Source organism: Paenibacillus sp. FSL W8-0919 (genome assembly GCF_038003785.1).
Classification (GTDB): Bacteria; Bacillota; Bacilli; order Paenibacillales; family Paenibacillaceae; genus Paenibacillus_AQ; species Paenibacillus_AQ lactis.
In genome coordinates, this window is the sequence record NZ_JBBOPV010000001.1 from 4,474,134 (window position 1) to 4,488,589 (window position 14,456).

Here is a 14,456-nt window from a genome sequence, read left to right on the forward strand (position 1 = left end):
GCAAGATCATTATCTCTTAAAGGAAACGACTGAAGAGTAGTATCAATTGTCGAACGACCCGTTCGTCCGCAGCGCCAACAAGCGCTTAAGATTGTCATCAATCCATTCATTATCGGCACGGTTGATGCCGCGACCGGCAAAGTGTCCCCAGATCGACTCGATCGGATTAAAAACTGCATTAGGCATACGCTTAGCCTCGTATTCGTTATCGTCCGCCGTGCAGAAGAGATCCGTGCTCCCTGGCATGACGCAGGCGAGTGCTTGAATGCTTCTGAGCGCCTGATCGAAATCTCCGTTATAGGATGGATTTGCACTAATATCTGCATTCTGACCTGTCCATAACATGGCCAGAACATTGTGCGGATCCATCTGCATAAAGCTCTCTTCCCAAAAGCCAGCCACAAAATCGGCTAATGTATCAAATCCCAGCTCACGATAAAGTTCCTCTCTGTAAAACGCCTGCGATAAGCCCCATCCCGCATATACACGGCCAACGGCACGCATGTCTGCAGCAGTCAACTGGTTAAGTTTACTTAAATCGAAGCGAACTGCGGCCATAAGTGCAGCCTTCATTCCTTCCAAGACGACATACGTTTGAGGCCAAGTCTTTGCAACACCGGCGAAGGGAGCAATTCGCTCCACCATGTCGGGATAACTTGCTCCCCATTGGAAAGCTTGAATGCCTCCCATCGACCATCCAACGACGAGCGCGATTTTTTGAATGCCGAATTTTTCGGTCACCAGCCGATGCTGGAATTGAACGTTATCATAGATGGTTACCTGCGGAAAATTAGCCCGGTCGAATGGGGGTGGCGTGTTGCTGGGAGACGAGGATAACCCGTTGCCGAGCAAATTGGGTACGATAATGAAATATTCTCGCGGATCTAGTGCCATGCCGTTTCCAATCAACCATTCATTCTGAACATGATGGTCGCCAAATGCCGTTGGATAGACGATGACATTATCCTTTTTTCCATTCAATCGTCCGTAAGTCTTATAAGCAAGAAAAGCGTTCGGTAACGTCACGCCGGACTGCAAGGTAACGTCACCCAAATCAAATATTTCATAATCCATCGTATTGTTTGCTCCCTTCAAAATGAAACCATTTATTAAGAATGTAATTCTTGTTGTTAGTATAGTTCCGTGATACTCTCAATAAAAGTGAATGAATTTCAAAGCTATATTCAATCATATTGAAGGTAAAAGGGGGATCGTATGATGGAATTGCGCCAACTGAACACGTTCCGTACGGTGGCATCCACCTTAAATTTCAGCCGGGCAGCGGAAGTGTTGAACTACGTCCCCTCCAACGTAACGATGCAAATGAAAGCATTGGAGGAGGAGCTGGGGGTTCGTCTCTTTGACCGCTTGGGCAAGCAGCTCGTTCTTACAACTGCGGGTAAACGCTTTTTGACTCATGTCGAAGGCGTGCTAAACCAATTGGACGAGGCTCGCAGTGTTGTTCATGACAATGAAAACTTAAGCGGCACCCTAACGATTAGCGCCAACGAGGTGCTTTGCGCCTATCGCCTTCCGGTTGTCTTTCAGCTTTTTCGTTCGCGCCATCCGGGCGTGCGCCTCATCTTCCGCTCCGTTCCCAATCAGGAACTCAAGCAATCGCTCTTTGAGGGAACCGCGGATGTCGTCTTTATGCTGGACGAACCCATTCGCTCAAGCGGACTTGCGGTGGAGCCGTTGCTGGAAGAAACGTTCCGCTTATTCGCCGCTCCGGACCATCCGCTCGCACAACGTACGGTGCTGCAGCTGGAGGATTTTCACGGAGAAGTGTTCCTGACGAATGAAAAGGGCTGCCCCTATCGAACCATGTTTGACCGATCATTTGAGAAAGAGGGCATTGATAGTATTACGTATTTAGAGTTTCAAAGTGCTGAAGCTATTAAACAATGCGCAATTACGGGAATCGGCATTGCCTTTCTTCCTGAAATCGTCGTAGAAGCCGAGGTTGAACGGGGTGAGCTTGTTGCTCTTCCATGGCAAATTCCGGACTTGCACGTGTATACACAGATGCTATGGCATAAAGACAAGTGGCTTTCACCGATCATATTATCCTTCATCGAGGCAGCAAGGGAGGTTATTGCGGTAGAGGAGGAGAACTAATACATTTAGCTTAGGGTGTTGAGACCCGGCGTGGAGCGGGGGCGTGAGTAAAATACTTGACAAAATAATTTATTTATGCTATAATTTACATTCTTAATAATATGATTTACAATAAGATTCTCCTGGCCAGGGGAATCTTATTTTTTTATGGGAGAACAAAGCATGAAACAAAATGAATCCAGTATAACGTCCTTGATATCGGCTTTTGGCCGGTCATATCATAGCAAATATGACACACCGATAATTTTTGATGATTTTATCGCGAACCGTTTGATATCCGAAGAAGAATTCTCGGCAATCAGTAACAACATGATTAATGGAATCCAGTTTTTCAATAGTGAGATTGGGCAACAATTTAAAGATAGTCCAGCGGAAATATTGAAATGGATCACACAGATCCAGCTTTCCCCAGTTTCCTTAGCACGCTCCGCCTATTGTGAAAAAGTATTACTTAACGAAATTATGCTTGGTGTAAAGCAGTATGTCATACTTGGAGCTGGCCTAGACACATTTTGTTTGCGATATCCGGAGCTGGAGCACAGCTTAAGTGTATTTGAAATCGATCACCCAGCTACACAGGAAATGAAAAGGAAGAAGCTGGAGGCCGCAGAACTCCATATTCCGAGTAATCTTCATTTTGTTTCAATAGACTTTACTACTAAGTTTCCCTATGAATCCTTATTAGACAATGGATTTAAAAACCAAAAAACGTTCTTTAGCCTTTTGGGTGTCTCTTATTATCTAACGGAAGAGGAAAATGCATCCTTGATTCTTCAATTATTTGCCAATGTCCCATCTGGAAGTTCTATTGTTTTTGATTATGCGGATGAGAATTTCTTTATAGAAAAAGGAAAGTTTAATAGAGTTGAAAATATGGTGAAAATGGCTTATGCAAGTGGAGAGCCGATGAAATCAAGCTTTTCTTATCAAAAAATTGAAAAATTACTGGAAAGATCCGGTTTATTGATTTATGAACATCTATCGCCAACAAAGATCCAAGAGCTTTTCTTCCGTGATCGGACGGATTATTTATCTGCTTTCGAGACCATTCATTTTATCCATGCCGTAAAGAAATAAGATGTGCAGCTCTGAAGCCCGATTGCGACATTTGCCTGTAAAGAGACGTATTACAGTAGAATAATTCTTGTGTTCAAGGAGGCAAAACATGGAGTACACTTCACCGAAAGAAGCGGTGCTAAAGGTGAAATGGTGGCCTAAACATCCCATAGCCGCTGGGCGTCGTCATACCGTTGGTCTTCAATCGGACGGCACGGTGACGGCTGTGGGGGACAATAATGATGGTCAATGTGAAGTAAGCGGCTGGCGCGATATTGTGGCGGTTGCGGTTGGTAATGTTCATATGGCGACGAACACGGGCAGAGCTCATACCGTGGGGCTTAAATCGGACGGCACCGTGGTAGCAGTGGGTTGGAATAAGCATGACCAATGTAATGTAAGCGGCTGGCGTGATATTGTGACGGTTGCAGCAGGTTGGCGTCGTACCGTCGGGCTTCAATCGGATGGCAAGGTGGTGGCAGCGGGTCGGAATGATGAGGGGCAATGCGATGTTGGCAGCTGGCGTGATATTGTGGCAGTAGCGGCGGGGGACTGGCATACCATCGGTCTTCAATCGGACGGCACGGTGACGGCTGTAGGTAATAGTCGTTATGGCCAATGTAATGTAAATGAATGGCACGACATTGTCGCGGTAACAGCGGGTTACCTTCATACCGTCGGCCTAAAATCGGACGGCACGGTTGTAGCCGTGGGCTTGAATAGGCATGGCCAATGCAATGTAAGCGATTGGCGCGGTATTGTGGCGATCGCGGCGGGAAGCTATCATACGCTCGGCCTTAAATCGGACGGCTCGGTAACGGCTGTGGGTATGAATGAGCACGGCCAATGCAATGTAAGCGGCTGGCGGGATATTGTGGCCGTTGCGGCGGGCTGCACTCATACGCTCGGTCTTAAATCGGACGGCTCGGTGGTTGCTGCGGGTGGAAATAGTAATGGCCAATGCGATGTAGGCGAATGGCAGGGCATCCAACTGCCTGGCAGATCGTTCTGAGGTATCCATTACGTGGTGAAGAAAGGGGTCGGGGTTTTTATTTGAAAGTCGCATAATATGCGGCTTTTTTTTATCTACATTGTCCGGTTTTTGTTGAATCCAGTTTGTCTACTGTCAGCGATGTCAGCTACATCTGATGATGTTATATATAATGACAACAAGTGAAACTTTCTGAAAATAAAACATAAATAATTACAAAAAAAAGAGTCGATACAGCCCCTGTTCCCCGGATGAACGTTCAAAAACCCGCATGAAAACGCATTACATTCGATGTTGATCCAACACTTACCGATAACGATGTGAAATAAGTTGACTTAAATTCAGAAAAAAGTATTGAAGTCCCTGTAGCACGATGATATGATGTCATCAAATACAAAATACAGAATATTGTATATTGAGGAGGTGAACCGGGTAACGTGATTCAAGGATTGAACTCCAAAAGCAGCGTGGTTTTAAAAAACCTAGCGGAAGAGCTTCTCTTTATTGAACTGGATTCCCGTATTCCCCGAATTGAGGAGCTGTCGGGTAAATACGGCGTTGGCCGCGGCACGATTCAAAATGTTTTGAAAAAAATGGAGGAAAGCCAATGTATTTCGCTCGAGTCCAGAGGGCATCTAGGCACCTTTCTCCGAAATAAGAACATGGACCTGCTGCTTCAATGCTGCGGGGTGAGCAGTATCATCGGCGTTATGCCGCTTCCTTACTCCCGTAAATACGAGGGATTGGCAACGGCAATGCACGCAAGCTTCGAAAAAATCGGCATCCCTCTGCACTGTGCCTTTATGCGCGGTGCGACCGTTCGTCTGGACAATGTCATTGATGGTCGATATGATTTCGCACTTGTTTCCAAATATGCCGCAATGACGGCGATCCGCAAATCCGAAGAACTCGTGATTGTAAAGGAATTCGGAAGCGGTTCATACGTTTCGCGTCATGCGGTAGTTTTTGCGGAGGAAACAAGCGGGATCCAAGACGGGATGAAAATCGGAATCGACAGTTACTCTATTGACCAACAAGTATTAACGAATCTTGAAGTTAAGGGCAAGGATGTCGAGCTGATCAACCTGAACTATATGCATTTGCTGGAGCATTTAAAAGCCAAGTCGATCGACGCAATGGTATGGAATGTGGATGAAATCGACAACGGTTCATTCTATTTGTCCGAGCTGTCCTCCAAGGAAGCGTTGGAAATGGACAAGGAAATGAGTCAGGCTGTATGCGTCGTAAACAAAAACAATAAGAAAATGGAGTTTATGTTCGATCAGATATCAACCGATCATGTCATGCAAATCCAGAAGCAGGTGGAGCGTGGCGTGCTCATTCCTAAATACTGACAGGGAGTGTGGAGAAGCGTGAGTGCTTTGAGAGAACGACTGGATATTTTATTTTCTACCAACACGATTACACCTGGCGCCATGAAGCTGTGCGAGGCAACGATTGAAAGATTCGTACAGCCGGACAATGAGAAGAAATACAAAAAGCTGGTGACTCATCTGGGGATGGCCGTTACCCGGATCGAGCGCAGCGAGGAGCTAAACGCTCCGCCTGAGGAGATCATGCAGGAAATCAGACGCTCTCCTCATTTTGCCCAAGCTGCAGAAAACGTAAAGTGGATCGAGTCCCAAATGGACGGCAAGCTTCCGGATGAGGAAAGACAGTACCTGATCATGCATTTCGTTAACGCTTCAGAAATCTAAAAACAAACGAAAAGAGGAGAATTGTCATGAAAATCGTGATTGGCGGGCAAGTGGAAAAGAAAGAAATTGAAGCTTTGGTCAAACAGCATGGCAGAGCCGATGTGGAAGTAACCGTTAAATCGGATCTGGAAGCTGCAATGGCTCTGAAGATGGGACAAGCCGATTACTACGTGGGCGCTTGCTATACCGGAGGGGGCGGAGCATTGGCCATGGCCATCGCGATGGTAGGCAAGTCGAATTGTGCTACGATTTCCATGCCGGGACAGCCGCCGACACAAGAGAAAGTCGATCAGGCCGTCGCGCAAGGCGCTAAGGCATTCGGCTTTACCGGAGACCACAAAGAGAAGGCAGTAGAATTTCTTATGAAAGCACTTACCAAGTAAGCGTTACGTCAAATGATTAGGGGGACATCTTATGCTGGAAGCTTTGTTGTTAATCGGGCTAGGGATCGTGACTGCAATTATGGCCAACTTGGGGATCGCCGTATTTAATGACGGTCTTAGACCGATCGTCCCTGAGAATCTGGAAGGGCGGATGAGCCGGAAGGAGCTGGGCGTCACCGCTTTTGCCATGAGCTTCGGGCTTGTGATCGGTTACGGGATCCCCATTTCGATATCAGGAAGCATTTTGCTTATCCATAGCATTCTACTCGGGACCGATATCATCGGGTTGTCTTTTAAACGAGGCAAATTGAGCACAGCTGCTGCCGGAGCGCTAGGGGGCGTATATGGCGCGGGTATCTACTTCGGGCTTCAGGCAGTTGTGAAAGCGTTTGAAATGCTTCCGCTTAATTTTATTGACGGATTCAACAAAATTGGCGAGCCCGTCGTTGTATCCTTTATGGTATTTCCCGCCCTGGCCATCGCGCTTCAATTTTCGATCAAAAAAGGCGTCATTGCTTTTCTGGTGGCTGCATTGGCCAGACAGCTCGTTGTTTTCAGCAACACAAAAGGACTTATTCAAATTGAAGGCACGCCGGTTGTTTTGAGTCCGGAAGGCATCGCGTTGATCGTGGGCATGGCGTTTCTTATCACGTTTGCGATGAAGGAAAAATCCGAGGATCAGAGCCTTTCAACACTTGCCTCCATGTTTACGGATCGCGTGACGCGCATTAAAAAGTTTTCGTGGATCGTCATGATCAGCGGCGGTTTAGCCGCGGCAGCCACCAATCTTCTGTTAATTGCCGGCGATCCGATCTCGCTGAGCCTGCTGGCTGACGGAAAAATCTCGGAAGGCGGCATTGCCTCCCTGGCCAAAGCCATTGGATTTGTCCCGCTGATCGCCAGTACGGCGATCGCTACCGGCGTATTCGGCCCAGTCGGGTTTACGTTCGTATTCGGAGTGGGGATATTTTCTCCGAATCCGCTCGTTGCAGCGCTGCTCGGCGCCCTTGTCATCTTCCTGGAAATTCAGTTATTGTCCAAAATGGCCAAATTTCTGGATCGGTACCCGGGCATCCGCGCCTCGGGTGAAAGCATCCGGACTTCGATGACCCGCGTTCTTGAGGTCGCGCTTCTGATCGGGGGAGCGAATGCAGCCAATGCCATCGTGCCGGGGCTCGGTTACTTTGGGATTGCCGGCTTCTATCTGTTGAATGAGGCGGCGGGACGTCCGATCGTTCGGATGGCCGTAGGTCCTGTGGGAGCTATCGCTGTCGGTATCCTAGGGAACATACTGGTTCTGCTTGGATTGTATACACCACCACAGTAAGGAGAGAGAGAAATGTACATCCAGACCGTACTTGGGCCCATACAACCGGAGAAGCTTGGCGTATGCGCCTGTCACGAGCATCTATACGTGGATCTGAGCCGTATTAAGAAGAATGAAGATACCTGCCTGCAAGATACGGGGCTTGTCTTGGATGATCTGAAGAGCTTTTATGCCTATGGCGGCCGGGCCATCATCGAGGTTACCAATGACGGAATGGGACGAAATCCGCGAAAGCTTGCCGAGATCAGTAAAGCCTCCAATATTCATATTGTTGCGAGCACGGGCTGTTATAAAGACCCTTTCATTCCTGATGATAAGCTGCGCTGGAACCGGGATCAATTCGCCGAGTGGATGATTCGAGAGATTCGATCCGGCATCGCGGATACGGGAATTAAGCCAGGGGTGATCGGCGAGATCGGCAGCAGCCTAAACGAATTCAAACCGATCGAGACGGAGCTGTTCCACGGAGCGGTCGCTGCGGCAAAGGAAACAGGGCTTCCGTTATCTACGCATACAACGCTGGGGACCTGTGCTTTGGAGCAGATCGAGCTGTTTTCTGCGGAAGAAATGCCGCTGGATCAAGTAATTATTGGCCATCAGGATCTGAACGAGCAGGATGAAGTGGTGCTCGAGGTGCTGAAGGCAGGCGTTTACGTTGCAATGGATACGATCGGCAAGGAAAACTACCGGAGTGACAACGCCCGCTTGGAATCCTTATTGAAGTTTATCGAGCACGGATATGAGGACCAGCTCCTATTGTCCACGGATCTGACGCGTAAATCGCATCTGCGCGCGTTCGGCGGACAGGGCTATGACGTGGTGTTAAGGTCTTTCGTGCCTGCCTTGCGCGGGCGGGGAATCACGGATGAAGTGATCAACAAATTGCTGGTGGGCAATCCGCAGCGGGCTTTCAGTATTCGAAAGGCGGGTGACATGTCAGCATGAAATATGAACAATCGGTATTGAAAAACCGCACGATGGAGCAAGCTCAGCAGCTGCAGTTTACATTGATCGATGAAATTACGAGAGAGTTTGCGAACAACGAATTTTTCCAAGTCGGCGATGTGGGGCTGCATCCGGAGTTCCACAGGCCGCTTGTTACGGCCCGCGTCGAGAGGGTGCTTGCCCGTACGTTTGGAGGCGAGCATTGCGCGCTGGTGCGGGGCAGCGGTACCGGAGCGATCCGGGGAATTTTAAGCGTGCTGGTCGAACCAGGAGATTCGGTTATCGTACACACCGCACCGATGTATACCACGACCAAGGAAACCTTTCGTTTAATGGGACTGCGGCAGTCCCAAGCCGACTTTAATGACATGGATGCCGTGGCGAAGCTGCTCGAGAACGATCGGACTTCCAAGGTGTTTTATGTACAGCATGCGCGGCAGCAGCCTGCGGATACGTATCTTCTCCAAGACCTGATCGCGCTAGTTAAACGGAAGCGTCCCGATTTGCCGATCGTGGTCGATGATAACTACTGCGCGATGAAAATGCTTGGAATCGGTTCGGAATATGGGGCTGACTATTCTACATTCTCCGGATTTAAGCTGATGGGTCCCCAAGGGATCGGCGTGATCATCGGCAAGCGGGAAGGGATCGAGAAGCTGCACGAGCGCAACTACTCCGGCGGAGGCCAAGTACAAGGTTACGAAGCGCATGAGCTGCTGCGCAGCATGGTGTTTGCCCCCGTCATGCTGGCAATTCAAAACGAGCAGGTGGAGAAACTGTGCCGACGTTTGGCTTCAGGAGAAGTGTCAGGCATCAAGGAAGGGTATATCACGAATTCGCAGTCCAAGAATGTCATTGTTGAACTGGAGCAGCCGATTGCGTCGGCGGTTATCGAACGCGCATCCTATTATGGAGCGGCCACTTATCCGGTAGGGGCGGAATCGCGCTTTGAGCTGGTGCCGATGATATACCGGGTATCGGGAAGCTTTCTGGAGAGTGAGCCCAAGCTCAAAGAATACGGTCTTCGCATCAACCCGATGAAAGCATCGGCAGATACGGTTATCCGCATCTTAGAAAATGTTCTGCAGGAATTTAGGGGGTAACTGCATGTTTGTAGATATGACTTTACAACGGAATGAGGGGTTGATCCGTGCGGCGGCGATCCTTCACCAGAGGGGGGAGATACCGGCCAATACGTATGTGATCGATGCGGATGGACTCATGCATAACGCCCGCGCTCTGTCTGAAATGGCGGAACAGTATGACATGAAGCTCTATTACATGACCAAACAAATTGGCCGCAGCGGTTATGCCGGTAAGCTGATCGAGCAATGCGGAATCAGGCAAGCGGTGGCGGTGGACATCGATGAGGCTTATGCCCTGGCCGAAGCCGGGTGCTGCATTGGCAATATCGGGCATATCGTACAGCCGAGCAAAAGCCAATGGGCGGATGTGCTGCGTGAGATCAAGCCCGAAGTGGTAACCTTGTTTTCTCTGGAACGGGCGGTCCAATTGTCGGAAGCCGCTGTGGCACTTGGACATGTACAAGATGTTATTCTGAGAGTCATCCGTCCCGGCGATGCAATATTCCCCGGTCAGTTCGGCGGATTTTTGCTCCATGAGCTTGAGCGGCTCCTGCCGGAGCTGAGGAAGCTGCGGGGAATCCGAATCGTGGGGGCGACCAGCTTTCCCGTGCTTCAGATCAACGCCGAGAACACGGATTTTGACATTACGCCGAATCTGGAGACGCTGCTGACCGCTGTGGAGACCCTTCGGATGCACGGCATAGAGATTCAGCAAGTGAATGCTCCAAGTGCGACCAGCTGTCACACCATCCCGCTGTTGAAACGCCATGGCGTCACGCATGGCGAGCCCGGCCATGCACTGACAGGCACGACCCCGCTGCATGCATACAACGATCGGCTTGTCGAAATACCGAGCATTGTATATGTATCGGAGATTTCTCATATGGACGATGAGTACGCCTATACGATTGCCGGCGGATTTTATCCGCGGTCGCATATGCATCAGGCGCTTTACGGTTCGACCTCGCGCGACGTGACTTCCCAGAAGGCGAAGGTCAGTCAGTACTCTGCGGAAAATATCGATTACTACGGATGCTTGGAGCGGGAGCAGCCGATGATGGTCGGCGATACCGTGATCTATGCGTTCCGTACGCAAATTTTCGTAACCAGAGCTCATGTCGCTTTTGTAAGAGGAGTGAACAGCCTTAAGCCGGAATTGGTTCATTTCCAGAAAAGAGGGATGTAACATGGGAAAAATATCCTTACTCGTACTCGATGGATTCGGTATTGGCGCAATGAAGGATTGCCGGACGCTTAAGCCGGAGGATGTGGATGCCCATACGTACAACCATATTCGGGAAACGGTGCCGCTTGCGATTCCGGTTCTGTACCGTTTAGGGCTTGGCAAGCTGGTTGACGATACCGGCGAGCCGCTCGGGGCCTATGGACGGAGCAATCTGGCTCATTATGGGGCCGATACCTTCATGGGGCATCAGGAGCTGATGGGCAGCAAGCCCGGAATGCCGGCCAAACGTCTAATGTCAGAGATCGGACCAAGAATCAGGTCTGCTCTTGAGGCAGCCGGGTATCGAGTGGAGCTCCCCGTTGCGGGTGCAACGGTTCTGCTCGTGGAAGGCGCGGTCGTTGTGGGCGATAACCTGGAATCCCAGCTCGGCAACATTATCAATGTTGTTGGAGATTTGAATAAGCTGCCGTTTGATGAGGTCGTGAAGATCGGAAAAGTCGTTCGTGCCCATGTGGACACAAGCCGGGTGATCGTATTTGGTAATATAAAGACAGATATCGACACGATTTTATCGGCCGTGAGGGAAAAACACCCGGGCCAATGGGGGGTGGACGCGCCCAAGGCCAATGTTTACGGCGAAGGTTACCAAGTGGTGCATCTCGGCTATGGGGTAGAGTTTGAAAAACAATTCGCTTATATGGCCGAGAGAAGCGGGCTGCCTGTTTATCGCATCGGAAAAACGGCGGACGTCATTTCGGCCAACGGTTTCAACGATCCGGTTGTGGAGACGAAAGACGTCCTGGCAACCTATCGCCGGAAGTATGTGGAGGCCGAGGAAAATGCCATCTTCCTCGTTAATGTTCAGGAGACCGATCTTGCCGGTCACAAAGAGGATTGCCAATGGTATAAGGAAGTGCTGGAAGCATCGGACCGGTTCCTGGATACCTTCATACCTGAGATGGGAGAGGATGATATGCTCATCATTACGGCCGATCACGGCAATGATCCGACGATCGGTCACTCCAACCATACGCGGGAGCAGACGCCGATTCTGATCGTCGGCCAGCAAATTAAGCCGGTATTCATCGGTGAACGGAGTACGATGGCGGATATTGCAGCCACGATGGCGGAATATGTCGGGATCGGAGCTCCCGAATACGGGACCAGCTTTTTGCCATTGATCCTTAAACGGTAAGCTTGGTCCTGCGAGCGTCGACGCTGAGCATCGTGCAGCAGTAATCATAACACGGCGCGCCGGTAGAGGCACCCGGTAAGGAAGGCCATCGTCGCCGATCCACCCTTCTGCGAAGCGATCTGAAAGCTCGATATTGGCAGTGGGAATTTTTCAATAACAACACCAAGCTCAGTTATTACACAAAATGCTTCCTCTCGGAAGCATTTTTGTGTTTTGTGGGCACCACCTAGTCAGGTTAAAAGCTATGATGCTCCCTTAAATATGTGCGTGAGAAGCTGCCTTTTAGATGGGAAGGGAAGAGGTTAATTCCGGGTTCGGCAGAGAGTATCTGGGAGTGCTCGGCATCCTCAATGATCGGTTACCTGCAGTAGATCAATATTTGATATAATGGATGAATATGGATTAATACTGGCAATGAAGCAGAAGGGATGTGATTGCAGCAGGTTGGCTGCGTGATGCGGCTATCCCGCAAATTAATGAATGATTGATTTATTTGAGCGTTTGGATTTTGGGTTACTGAAATAAGAAACCAAGCCATCGAATGCGGAACAAACAGATGTGCATAGATAGAGCCAGCGCGAACTCATGTTTTTTTGTAGATTTGACCGTTAGTATGGTTGGGAACTCGGCGCTAGTTCTGCATGAATGAGATCAAGATTTTTCTTAAGCTAATCAATCCATTCCGCTATTTGCGGACGATTATATTCTCGCAACTGCTTCAATAGAGGAATATCTACGGAAGTACATAAGATGCACGGGCGCACTACATATATTCGCGAAAACAGCTTCTTTTCATAGTGCTGGTTTATATAACGCAATCGTGTTCAGGAGCAGAATTTGCATTATTTCGTTGTCTATGAAATTGGAGAATCGGATAGCTTTTTTAATTGCTAACGAGAATTTCTTGCGTTCATACAATTATGCAAAGCTCAATATTCTTTGAAGAGGAATCAGAGGGAAGGAGACGTTTCATTTGCTTCAATTGACAACATCTTATATCGATTCACTCGCTCCGAATGCGGCCGCAGCCAAAAACGGACGGGGACTTGTACAAAAGAGCAAGTTTATAAAGCTCAACGTATCCGAGGATGAAGACCTGCTATTCGGGGAGTGCTTGGGCAGCGGGAAATCCAATTACGTATGCTCCGTTGATTTTATCACGCCGGACAATCCAGTCGCGCGATGCAGCTGCCCGAGCCGGCAATTTCCGTGCAAGCATGCCCTTGGCTTAATGTACGCTTATGCAGACGGTATAAGCTTTGAGAAGGGAGCAGTACCGGAGGACATTGCGTCCAAGCGGGAAAAAGCGGAGAAGCGGGAGGAAAACAAGGCTAAACGAGAAAGCGGGGAACTGACCGACAAGCCGAAGAAAGTCAACAAAAGTGCGCTAAAGAAGAAGATCGCCAAGCAGCTTGAGGCGTTGGGCGAATTGGAGAAGCTTGTGCTCTCGCTGGTGCGCGGAGGTCTAGGAACTACGGACGCCCGGACGGTCAAGAGCCTGAATGAGCACGCCAAACGGCTTGGCAGCAGCTACTTGACCGGAGCGGAGAATGAGCTGCGCCGGCTCGCCCTGCTGCTGGAAGAGAACGACCGCGAAATCAGTTATACATATGCGGCGGAGCAGTTAACGCTGCTGCACGCTTTTATCAAGAAGGGCAGGGCATACCTGCTGGCCAAACAAGAGGACCCGGACCTGAAGCCGGATACGGAGTCAACCATCGAGGAATGGCTGGGACACGCCTGGCAGTTGGCCGAATTGAAGGAAGCCGGAAGGGTGAGCGAAAACGTCGAGCTGCTTCAGCTCGCTTTCTACAGCTACAAGGATGAAGCGCGGCGAGAATTCGTGGACACCGGTTTCTGGCTGGAGCTCGGCAGCGATCGCATTCACCGTACGGTGCAGTATCGGCCGTTCAAAGCGGTAAAGTTCATGAAGGAGGAAGACAGCTTCTTCGACGTTGCGAAAATCGCCGAGCTTTATCGTTATCCCGGCGGCATGAACGCAAGGGTGCGTTTTGAGGGGATTCTGCCTCGCACGATGGAAAACGCCGACCTGGAAGCTGCATGCGCCGCGGCCTGGACATCGATTCCCGAAGCGGTCAAGGCCGTTAAAAACCAACTCAAGGATCCGCTGGCCGACCGATCGCCGGTCGTACTGATGAAGGTATCTCAGATAGCGTCTACGGAAGACGGCGGATTCACGCTGGTGGACTCCGCGGGTAATACGCTCCAGCTCGGCGACGTGTACCGGCTGCCTCAGGCCTCGACGCAGCTTCTGTCGCTGGTCGATTCGTCGCTGCTGGTCGATTGCTGTGTGCTTGCGATGTTTGAGCACCGGATGGACACAGGCCGGCTTATCGCCCAGCCGCTGACGATACTGCAAGGGGACCGGGTTGCCCGGCTGCTGTACTAATCGTCTGCGATCAGAATCTCGAAACAATAGGAAATCGGGGAA

13 protein-coding genes are annotated in these 14,456 nt (G+C 49.9%); 12 read left to right on the top strand and 1 reads right to left on the bottom strand.

Going from position 1 to position 14,456, the window contains the following annotated elements; translation table 11 throughout:
* Positions 1 to 42 precede the first annotated feature (42 nt).
* Complete coding sequence (locus NST44_RS20250; RefSeq protein ID WP_340900484.1) at positions 43 to 1,074, bottom strand: alpha/beta fold hydrolase; 1,032 nt, start codon at positions 1,072 to 1,074, stop codon at positions 43 to 45.
* A gap of 144 nt (positions 1,075 to 1,218) precedes the next feature.
* Between NST44_RS20250 and NST44_RS20255 the strand changes: the two genes are divergently transcribed.
* From NST44_RS20255 to NST44_RS20310, 12 genes are all read left to right on the top strand, one after another.
* Entirely contained in the window at positions 1,219 to 2,118 is a 900-nt protein-coding gene (locus NST44_RS20255) for a LysR family transcriptional regulator (RefSeq protein WP_210094866.1), read from the top strand.
* Positions 2,119 to 2,280: 162 nt separating this feature from the next.
* Positions 2,281 to 3,195 carry a class I SAM-dependent methyltransferase gene (locus NST44_RS20260; protein WP_210094844.1) on the top strand — a complete coding sequence of 305 codons (915 nt, stop codon included), beginning with the start codon at positions 2,281 to 2,283 and terminating at the stop codon, positions 3,193 to 3,195.
* Between the two features lie 88 nt (positions 3,196 to 3,283).
* Positions 3,284 to 4,186, top strand: a complete 903-nt coding sequence (locus NST44_RS20265) for an RCC1 domain-containing protein (protein WP_210094845.1) — start codon at positions 3,284 to 3,286, stop codon at positions 4,184 to 4,186.
* Between the two features lie 416 nt (positions 4,187 to 4,602).
* A complete protein-coding gene (yhfZ, locus tag NST44_RS20270) occupies positions 4,603 to 5,520 on the top strand; it encodes a GntR family transcriptional regulator YhfZ (RefSeq protein ID WP_007128111.1) in 918 nt (305 codons plus the stop codon).
* A gap of 18 nt (positions 5,521 to 5,538) precedes the next feature.
* The gene (locus tag NST44_RS20275; RefSeq protein ID WP_210094846.1) at positions 5,539 to 5,883 is read left to right on the top strand and encodes a PRD domain-containing protein; all 345 of its coding nucleotides are present in this window, start codon (positions 5,539 to 5,541) and stop codon (positions 5,881 to 5,883) included.
* A gap of 26 nt (positions 5,884 to 5,909) precedes the next feature.
* The gene (locus tag NST44_RS20280) at positions 5,910 to 6,266 is read left to right on the top strand and encodes a DUF2620 domain-containing protein (RefSeq protein WP_213615667.1); all 357 of its coding nucleotides are present in this window, start codon (positions 5,910 to 5,912) and stop codon (positions 6,264 to 6,266) included.
* 31 nt (positions 6,267 to 6,297) lie between these two features.
* Positions 6,298 to 7,593 (top strand): YhfT family protein, encoded by a 1,296-nt coding sequence (locus NST44_RS20285; RefSeq protein ID WP_213615665.1) that lies wholly within the window; start codon positions 6,298 to 6,300, stop codon positions 7,591 to 7,593.
* A gap of 12 nt (positions 7,594 to 7,605) precedes the next feature.
* On the top strand, positions 7,606 to 8,538 hold the full coding sequence (locus NST44_RS20290; protein WP_007128107.1) for a phosphotriesterase family protein: 933 nt from the start codon (positions 7,606 to 7,608) through the stop codon (positions 8,536 to 8,538).
* Positions 8,535 to 9,641: an aminotransferase class V-fold PLP-dependent enzyme gene (locus tag NST44_RS20295; RefSeq protein ID WP_213615663.1), complete on the top strand. Its 1,107-nt coding sequence runs from the start codon at positions 8,535 to 8,537 to the stop codon at positions 9,639 to 9,641. Before NST44_RS20290 ends, NST44_RS20295 begins: the two co-directional genes overlap by 4 nt.
* Positions 9,642 to 9,645: 4 nt before the next feature.
* Positions 9,646 to 10,809 carry an alanine racemase gene (locus NST44_RS20300; protein WP_007128105.1) on the top strand — a complete coding sequence of 388 codons (1,164 nt, stop codon included), beginning with the start codon at positions 9,646 to 9,648 and terminating at the stop codon, positions 10,807 to 10,809.
* Position 10,810: 1 nt separating this feature from the next.
* Positions 10,811 to 12,004, top strand: a complete 1,194-nt coding sequence (locus NST44_RS20305) for a phosphopentomutase (RefSeq protein ID WP_007128104.1) — start codon at positions 10,811 to 10,813, stop codon at positions 12,002 to 12,004.
* Between the two features lie 973 nt (positions 12,005 to 12,977).
* Positions 12,978 to 14,414 (top strand): SWIM zinc finger family protein, encoded by a 1,437-nt coding sequence (locus tag NST44_RS20310; RefSeq protein WP_007128103.1) that lies wholly within the window; start codon positions 12,978 to 12,980, stop codon positions 14,412 to 14,414.
* Positions 14,415 to 14,456 lie beyond the last annotated feature (42 nt).

Excerpts from the sequence above, each read along its gene's own strand:
- NST44_RS20280 (WP_213615667.1), top strand. The coding sequence starts at position 5,910 with ATGAAAATCGTGATTGGCGGGCAAGTGGAAAAGAAAGAAATTGAAGCT.
- NST44_RS20295 (WP_213615663.1), top strand. The coding sequence starts at position 8,535 with ATGAAATATGAACAATCGGTATTGAAAAACCGCACGATGGAGCAAGCT.
- NST44_RS20290 (WP_007128107.1), top strand. The coding sequence starts at position 7,606 with ATGTACATCCAGACCGTACTTGGGCCCATACAACCGGAGAAGCTTGGC.
- NST44_RS20250 (WP_340900484.1), bottom strand. The coding sequence starts at position 1,074 with ATGGATTATGAAATATTTGATTTGGGTGACGTTACCTTGCAGTCCGGC.
- NST44_RS20265 (WP_210094845.1), top strand. The coding sequence starts at position 3,284 with ATGGAGTACACTTCACCGAAAGAAGCGGTGCTAAAGGTGAAATGGTGG.
- NST44_RS20285 (WP_213615665.1), top strand. The coding sequence starts at position 6,298 with ATGCTGGAAGCTTTGTTGTTAATCGGGCTAGGGATCGTGACTGCAATT.
- NST44_RS20255 (WP_210094866.1), top strand. The coding sequence starts at position 1,219 with ATGGAATTGCGCCAACTGAACACGTTCCGTACGGTGGCATCCACCTTA.
- NST44_RS20305 (WP_007128104.1), top strand. The coding sequence starts at position 10,811 with ATGGGAAAAATATCCTTACTCGTACTCGATGGATTCGGTATTGGCGCA.
- NST44_RS20260 (WP_210094844.1), top strand. The coding sequence starts at position 2,281 with ATGAAACAAAATGAATCCAGTATAACGTCCTTGATATCGGCTTTTGGC.
- NST44_RS20300 (WP_007128105.1), top strand. The coding sequence starts at position 9,646 with ATGTTTGTAGATATGACTTTACAACGGAATGAGGGGTTGATCCGTGCG.